This is a genomic window from Actinomycetospora sp. (assembly GCF_055612215.1).
In genome coordinates, this window is record NZ_JBVPVA010000775.1 from 1 (window position 1) to 6,692 (window position 6,692).

At 75.6% G+C, this 6,692-nt stretch carries 7 protein-coding genes and 2 pseudogenes; 7 read left to right on the plus strand and 2 right to left on the minus strand.

The annotated features are described in order from the left end of the window. The 3 genes and pseudogenes from AC0CYZ_RS21150 to AC0CYZ_RS21160 all read left to right on the plus strand — a co-directional run. A pseudogene (locus tag AC0CYZ_RS21150) lies at positions 1-584 on the plus strand (hypothetical protein); the annotation flags it as partial. A gap of 19 nt (positions 585-603) precedes the next feature. Continuing rightward, positions 604-1,506 (plus strand): dioxygenase family protein, encoded by a 903-nt coding sequence (locus tag AC0CYZ_RS21155; RefSeq protein WP_472218935.1) that lies wholly within the window; start codon positions 604-606, stop codon positions 1,504-1,506. 134 nt (positions 1,507-1,640) lie between these two features. After that, positions 1,641-2,597, plus strand: coding sequence for an NADP-dependent oxidoreductase (locus tag AC0CYZ_RS21160; protein WP_472218937.1), 957 nt, complete (start codon positions 1,641-1,643; stop codon positions 2,595-2,597). Here the strand turns inward: AC0CYZ_RS21160 and AC0CYZ_RS21165 are convergent. Then, positions 2,569-3,312, minus strand: a complete 744-nt coding sequence (locus AC0CYZ_RS21165) for an SDR family NAD(P)-dependent oxidoreductase (RefSeq protein WP_472218939.1) — start codon at positions 3,310-3,312, stop codon at positions 2,569-2,571. The genes AC0CYZ_RS21160 and AC0CYZ_RS21165 overlap by 29 nt on opposite strands. Positions 3,313-3,410: 98 nt before the next feature. Here AC0CYZ_RS21165 and AC0CYZ_RS21170 point away from each other — a divergent pair, with 98 nt between their 5' ends. The 3 genes from AC0CYZ_RS21170 to AC0CYZ_RS21180 all read left to right on the plus strand — a co-directional run bounded on the left by AC0CYZ_RS21170 (position 3,411) and on the right by AC0CYZ_RS21180 (position 5,775). Then, on the plus strand, positions 3,411-4,217 hold the full coding sequence (locus AC0CYZ_RS21170; protein WP_472218941.1) for an enoyl-CoA hydratase/isomerase family protein: 807 nt from the start codon (positions 3,411-3,413) through the stop codon (positions 4,215-4,217). Between the two features lie 82 nt (positions 4,218-4,299). Further along, the gene (locus tag AC0CYZ_RS21175; protein WP_472218943.1) at positions 4,300-4,773 is read left to right on the plus strand and encodes an STAS domain-containing protein; all 474 of its coding nucleotides are present in this window, start codon (positions 4,300-4,302) and stop codon (positions 4,771-4,773) included. Between the two features lie 69 nt (positions 4,774-4,842). After that, positions 4,843-5,775, plus strand: a complete 933-nt coding sequence (locus AC0CYZ_RS21180) for a M48 family metalloprotease (protein WP_472218944.1) — start codon at positions 4,843-4,845, stop codon at positions 5,773-5,775. Positions 5,776-5,778: 3 nt separating this feature from the next. Here the strand turns inward: AC0CYZ_RS21180 and AC0CYZ_RS21185 are convergent, their stop codons facing one another. Next, positions 5,779-6,192: a BlaI/MecI/CopY family transcriptional regulator gene (locus AC0CYZ_RS21185; protein WP_472218946.1), complete on the minus strand. Its 414-nt coding sequence runs from the start codon at positions 6,190-6,192 to the stop codon at positions 5,779-5,781. 121 nt (positions 6,193-6,313) lie between these two features. On the opposite strand from AC0CYZ_RS21185, the pseudogene AC0CYZ_RS21190 reads away from it, so the two are divergent. After that, positions 6,314-6,692, plus strand: a pseudogene (locus AC0CYZ_RS21190) (hypothetical protein); the annotation flags it as partial.

Genomic DNA, 6,692 nt, shown 5'->3' on the forward strand with positions numbered 1-6,692 from the left:
TGCTGACCGGGTGCGGTGTGGACTTCGTGCTCGTCCTCCCGCTCACCGGGCGCTTGTTGCGCACCGGCGCCGACGACTTCGTCGAGGAGCTCCTCGTCCGCGACCTCGCGGTGCGGACGGCCGTCGTCGGGAGCAACTTCCGGTTCGGGCACCGGGCCTCGGGCGACCCGGCCGCGCTCGCACGGCTCGGCCGACCCCACGGGATGCACGCGGTGGCCCTCGAGCTGGTCGACGACGGTGGTTCGCCGATCTCCTCGACACGCATCCGCGGCGAGATCGCCGCGGGCCGGGTGCACGCGGCGGCGGCGCTGCTGGGACGCCCGCACCCGCTCACCGTCACGGTCACCTCGACACGGCCACGAGCTCTGGTGGGCACCGTCGGGCCGCGGGCGGCCGTGCCGGGGGCCGGGGCCTACTGCGGCGTGCTCACGGCGCCCGACGGCCGGAGCACACGCACGTCGGTGTCGGTGGACGCGGCCGGAACCGTGTCGATCGCCACCGACCTGCACGTGTCGGTCGGAGAGCACGTGCGGGTGGACCTCCTCGGGGAGACCACGGCCCCGATCGCCTTCACAGGGTTCTGAACGTCGGGAAGGACGACTCATGGATCAGCGGGACACGGACACCCTCACGGCCGGGTCGGCGGAGGTGGTCTCGGCGAGCTTCGACCGCACGGCGGATCCGCGCCTGCGCCGGATCCTGGTGTCGCTGGTGGAGCACCTGCACGGCTTCGTCTCCGAGGTCGGACTGACCGAGAGCGAGTGGGCCACGGCGATCCGGTTCCTCACCGACACCGGGAAGACCTGCACGGACACGAGGCAGGAGTTCATCCTGCTGTCGGACGTGCTGGGCGTCTCGATGCTCGTCGAGACGATCAACAACCCCTCGGGCGGGGGCCTGACGTCCTCGACGGTCGAGGGTCCCTTCCATCTGGTCGACTCCCCGCCGCGCGAGCTGGGCGCGGCCATCTCCGAGGACGGCCAGGGCGAACCCTGCCTGGTCAGCGGCCGGGTCACCGACCCCGACGGGCGAGCGGTCCCCGGCGCGACGGTGGACGTGTGGCAGGCCGACGCCCACGGGTTCTACGACGTGCAGCAACCCGGGATGTACCAGGAGGGCACCCTCCGGGGACTGTTCAGGACCGGCGACGACGGGGAGTACTGGTTCCGCAGCGTCGTGCCCCGCTTCTATCCGGTCCCCGTGGACGGCCCGGTCGGTGCACTGCTCCGTGCGACCTCGCGGCACCCGTACCGACCCGCGCACATCCACCTCCAGGTGGATGCCCCGGGAATGCGCACGGTCACGACCCACGTCTTCGTCGACCACACGCCCTACCTCGCCTCCGACGCCGTCTTCGGTGTGAAGGAGGACCTCGTCCGGGAGTTCCCCGTCGTCGACGACGCCGCCCGCGCGGCGAGGGTCGGGCTGCACAACCCGTTCCGCGCGGTCCGGTTCGACGTCGTACTGGCCGCGGAGCCGGCCGGTCCCGCGTCGGCAGTCGGTTGACCCAAGTCAGCAGTCCCGGGTCCTGGCTAGCGTCGCGGGCCCGGCGACACCACGAGGAAGGCCCCGCTGTGACTCCTCCGCCCGTGACCTCGCCCGACCCGGGGACGGCGGCCCGTCCACCCACCACCGGCCGCATGCGCGCGCTGCGGGGGCCGCGGCGCGGTGGGCCCGAGGTCCTCGTCGTCGAGGACGCGCCGGTGCCGGCGCCGGGACCCGACGAGGTCCTGGTCGCGGTCGAGGCGGCCGCGGTCACCTTCGGCGAGCTCGACTGGGACGAGACCTGGACGCGCGACGGGCGGGACCGCACACCGGTCGTCGTCGCCCACGAGTTCGCGGGCATCGTCGTCGGGGTCGGTGAGCAGGTCGGTCACCCGGTGCCCGGTGAGGAGGTCTACGGGTTGGCCCCCTTCGACCGGGACGGCGCCGCCGCTGAGTACGTGGCCGTACCCGCGAGCCACGTCGCGGCGCGGCCCCGCAGCCTCGACCCGGTGCGGGCCGCGGCGCTGGCCCTCTCGGGCCTCACGGCCCGGCAGGCCCTCGTCGACCACGCGGCCGTCCGCCCAGGGGACTCCGTGCTGGTGGCGGGCGCGGCCGGCGGTGTGGGGGTCTTCGCGGTCCAGATCGCCCGGGTCCTCGACGCCCAGGTCACCGCGACCTGCCGCGCCCGCGACGTCGACTTCGTCGCCGGACTCGGCGCCCACCGCGTCCTCGACGTCGCCGTGGACCCCCCTTCACCCGGGACCGACGAGTTCGACGTGGTGATCGACTGCGTGGGTGGCGCCGCCGCCGTCGACGCACTCGCCCTGCTGCGCCCGGGCACGGGGCGCCTGGTCACCCTGACGGCGCCCCTGCCCGAGGGGGTCTCCGGCCGGGAGCGCGGGACCTTCTTCATCGTCGCCGCCGAGTCGACCCAGCTGGCCGACCTGGCCGACCTCGTCGACCGGCACCGGCTGGCGGTCCCCCTGACCGCGGTGTTCCCGCTCGAGCAGGGCCGGGACGCCTACCTCGGCGGCCGCCGCCACGGCCGCGCCCCGGGCAAGACGGTGATCGCGGTCCGGGGCATCAGCCCGCCATCGTCAGACCGCCGCTGACCGAGAGGACCTGGCCGGTGACGTAGGCCGCGCGACGGGAGGCGAAGAACAACACCGCGTCCGCGATCTCCTCGGGCGTGGCGAGGCGCCGGAACGGGATGGCCTTGACCAGCCCGTCGCGGACCTTCTCGGGCAACGTGGCGAACAGCGGCGTGTCGGTCGGCCCCGGGCAGACGCAGTTGACGTTGATCCCGTGGCGGGCCATCTCGCGGGCCAGCGACTTGGTGAAGGCGATCAGCCCGCCCTTGGTGCCCGCGTAGACGGTCTCCCCGAGGCTGCCGACCCGCCCGGCGTCGCTGGCGATGTTGACGATCCGCACCCGGCGCTCCGCCGCGAGGACCGACTCGAGGACGGCGTGGGTCAGCCGCACCGGCCCGAGGAAGTTGACCGCGGCCAGGGTCTCCCAGAGCGCGTCGTCGTTGTCCATGAACGGCTCGACGCGGTCGAAGCCCGCGGCGTTGACCAGGACGTCGGGGACGCCGTGGGCCTCGACGACCGCGTCGCGCAGGGCAAGGATCGCAGCCTTGTCCCCGAGGTCGACCTGGTGGGCGTGGGCCCGGCCCTCCCCGATCGTCGCGACCGTCGCGGCCAGCCCGTCGGCGTCGCGGTCGACGGCCACCACCTGTGCGCCGGCCTGCGCGAGCCCGACCGCGATCGCGCGCCCGATGCCGGACGCCGCGCCCGTGACCAGCGCCAGCTCGTTCTCCAGGTCCACCGGGGCCTCCGTCGCACTCGCCGCTGTGCCGGGGAGACGGTACGACTACCGGGGCACCCCCGGCCCGACGACGGGTCGCCCCAGCGGGAGGAACCTAGATGGGCTTCGAGGACTACGAGCACCTGCGCTTCGAGCACCGGGACCACGGTGTCCTGCTCATCACCATCGACCGGCCGGAGAAGTACAACGCCGCCGACGAGCAGATGCACACCGAGCTCGCCCGGGTGTGGAACGACGTCTCGGCCGACCCGGGCACCCGCGTCGCCGTCATCACCGGGGCCGGCAAGGCGTTCTCCGCCGGGGGCGACCTCGCGATGGTCGAGCGCATGGCCGGCAACTACGACGCGGTCTCGCACATGCTCACCGAGATGTCGGACCTGGTCTACAACATCATCAACTGCGAGAAGCCCATCGTCTCGGCCATCAACGGCGTCGCCGTCGGCGCGGGCACCGTCGCCGCGCTCCTCGCGGACGTCGCGATCGCCGCCGAGGACGCGAAGATCGGCGACGGGCACGTCAAGCTCGGTGTCGCGGCCGGCGACCACGCGGCGATCATCTGGCCCTTGCTGGCCGGAATGGCGAAGGCCCGCTACCACCTGCTCACCGGCGAGATGATCACCGGCGCGGAGGCCGAGCGCGTCGGGATGGTCGCCAAGGCGCTGCCCCGCGACCAGGTCCTCGACGAGGCCCTGCGCGTCGCCGAGGTCCTGGCCACCGGCGCGCAGCAGGCGATCCGCCTCACCAAGCGCTCGCTCAACAACTGGCTGCGCCAGGCCGGGCCGACCTTCGACCAGTCCGCGGCCTACGAGATGTTGACGTTCATGGGGCCCGACGTCCTCGAGGGCGTCGCGGCCCTGCGCGAGAAGCGCGCCCCGTCGTTCCCCTCAGCCACGCCACCGGCCTGACCGATCACCCCCCGTCTTCTACCGGGCTGTCGATTACGATGACGCCGTCCAGGGCGGCCGATGGGGCGGCGGAGGGAGTCGTGTGGGTTCGAGCTCGCTGTCGGTGACCGCGTCCGGGCCGGCGGTGGTCGAGCCGGACGAGGCCCCGGGCCCGTTGTCGGTGCCGGTCCTGGCGGTGCGGGGCGAGCTGGACAGCGCGAACTGCCAGCAGCTCGTCAGCGCCGTCGAGGCCGCGCTCGAGCGGGCGAGCGAGCCGACGGGGGATGGTGGCGCGTCGGCCGTCCCGGAGCACGGTGCGGGCGCGGCCCGGATGGTCCTCGATCTCGACGAGGTCGCCTTCTGCGACTCCCGCGGCCTGTCCGCCCTGGTCGGCGTGGTGACCGCCGCGGCGCACCGGGGTTGGTCGCTGCGGCTCTCGGCCGGGAGCGACAGCGCCGTGCGCCGCCTGCTGGCCCGGGTCGCGATGACCGAGGTGCTCGCGCTGCACCGCGGTGTGCAGGATGCCGCCGCCACCTGCGGACGGAGCCCGCTCGAGGCCGAGATCCACGACCACTGACGTGGCAGGCTCCACGTCACCGGGCGGCCCACGTCGGCGTGGGCCCGGGCGGAGAGGAGCGGTACGCCCGTGACGATCGCGGTCTTCCTCGCGCTGTGCGCGCCCGCCGTCCTGGCTCCGTGGCTGCGCTCCGCGTCGGGGCGCCACCTCGCCGACCACGTCCGGCCCTCGTGGAGCGCCGCCGTGCTCACCGCGGCGCTCGTCGGGTTCACCGCGGTGACGCTGGTCGGCCTCGGCCTGCTGGTCGGTCTCGGGACCGCCGAATCGGACCCGGTGCTCGTCGGCCGGACCTGGTCGCTGGCCGCGGCGCTCGGCGGACGACCCGTGGTCGTCGCGCACCTGGGGACGGTGCTTGCCGCGGTGGGCGCCCTCGCGGCCGTCGTCGTCCTCGTGCGCGTCGGGCGGGCCGTCGTGTCCGTCCGGGCGCAGTACCGCGCCGGGCGCCGCCTGGTCCCCGCGGGCTCCCCGGCGGGGTCGGTGATCGAACTGCCGGGGGCGCCGAGCGCCGCGCAGGCCCTCCCGGTACGGGGTGGGCACGTGCTCGTCGACGCCGGCCGCTGGGCGTCGCTGCCGGAGCGGCACCGCGCCGTCGTCCTCGCCCACGAGCGCTCGCACCTGCGCCACCGCCACGACCTCCACCTCGTCGTCGCGGCGCTCGCGACCGCGGTCAACCCGCTGCTCGGCCCCGTGAGCCGGGTGCTGGTCTATGCGCTCGAGCGCTGGGCCGACGAGGACGCTGCCGCGGCGTGCGGGCGCGGCACGGCGGCGCACGCGGTGGCCGCGGTCGCCCTGGCCGCACCGGGCAGGGCCGCCACGGTGCTGGGGGTCGGCGGCGGGGTCGTCCCGCGCAGGGTCGGCGCCCTGCTGGAGCGTCCGGCCGCCCCGACCCTGACCCGGCAGGGAGCGGCGACGGCGCTGCTCGTCGTCGGGACGCTCGGGGCCGCCGCGGGGCTGGCCACGCACGCCTGGGTCGACCTCCTGGAGATCCTGGCGACGCGCTGAGGCCTACCCGGCCGGCGGGGCACTCTCGGGGTGCTCGGCCAGCAGCCGGCGGAGGGTGGCCTCGTCGTCGCCCGAGAGCTCCGAGACGAACCGGGACAGCACGGCTCCGCGGTCGGCGTGCTCGTCGAGCACCTGGCGCATGCGGCGGACCGCCATCCCGGCCTCGTCCGCGACCGGGGCGTACCGGTGCGATCGGCCGTCCCGGGCGCGCGAGAGCAGGCCCTTGGCGTGCAGCCGGCCCAGGGTGGTGATCACGGTGGAGTAGGTCGGCGCCCGGGAGAGCCCCTCCTGGACCTCGGTGGCGTTGAGCGGCCGGCCGGCCCTCGTCAGGACGGCCCAGACCTCCGCCGCCAGGGCGCCGGGGGCGCGGCGGTGCGCGTCGGGGGCGTGCTCCCCGCCGCCGCGGCCGTCGTCCACGATCCTCATTGTGCCGTGCGACCCGCGGCGTCGGGACCACACGCGCCGGAGCCGTCCGGTGGAGTCCCGGGCCCGGAGTGTGCTTCGCTCGACGCCGCCCATCAGTGGAACGGAGGCCGCGATGACGTGGACCTGGCCGCGGCTGGCCGGCACCGCCGCCGCCTTGTTCGTGGTCGCCGTCACGGCGACCGTCGGCGCCCTGGTCGCGACGCAGGGCACGGCCCCGCTGACGACGGTCGCGGTGCCCGCTCCGGCGCCGCCCGCGGTCGGCGCCGCGATCGTGCCGGGGGGTCTTCCGCCGGCGGACACCCCCGCCGCCCCGCCGGCCGCCGTGGCCGAGCAGGACCTCGCCGTGGTCCCGGACGACGCGCGGGCCGCCGGGCCGCGCCAGGGCGCGGGCGTCGGCGCCGCGCCCGCCGCCGCGGGTCCCGCGCGGGCCGGGGGCGGGCGGCACGCCGCGGCGGAGGCCGGGCCCGGAGTGCGGGGCGACGGCGGGGGCG

Bases quoted from the DNA above. Each gene is read 5' to 3' on its own strand.
- AC0CYZ_RS21155 (WP_472218935.1), top strand. From the start codon at position 604: ATGGATCAGCGGGACACGGACACCCTCACGGCCGGGTCGGCGGAGGTG.
- AC0CYZ_RS21160 (WP_472218937.1), top strand. From the start codon at position 1,641: ATGCGCGCGCTGCGGGGGCCGCGGCGCGGTGGGCCCGAGGTCCTCGTC.
- AC0CYZ_RS21170 (WP_472218941.1), top strand. From the start codon at position 3,411: ATGGGCTTCGAGGACTACGAGCACCTGCGCTTCGAGCACCGGGACCAC.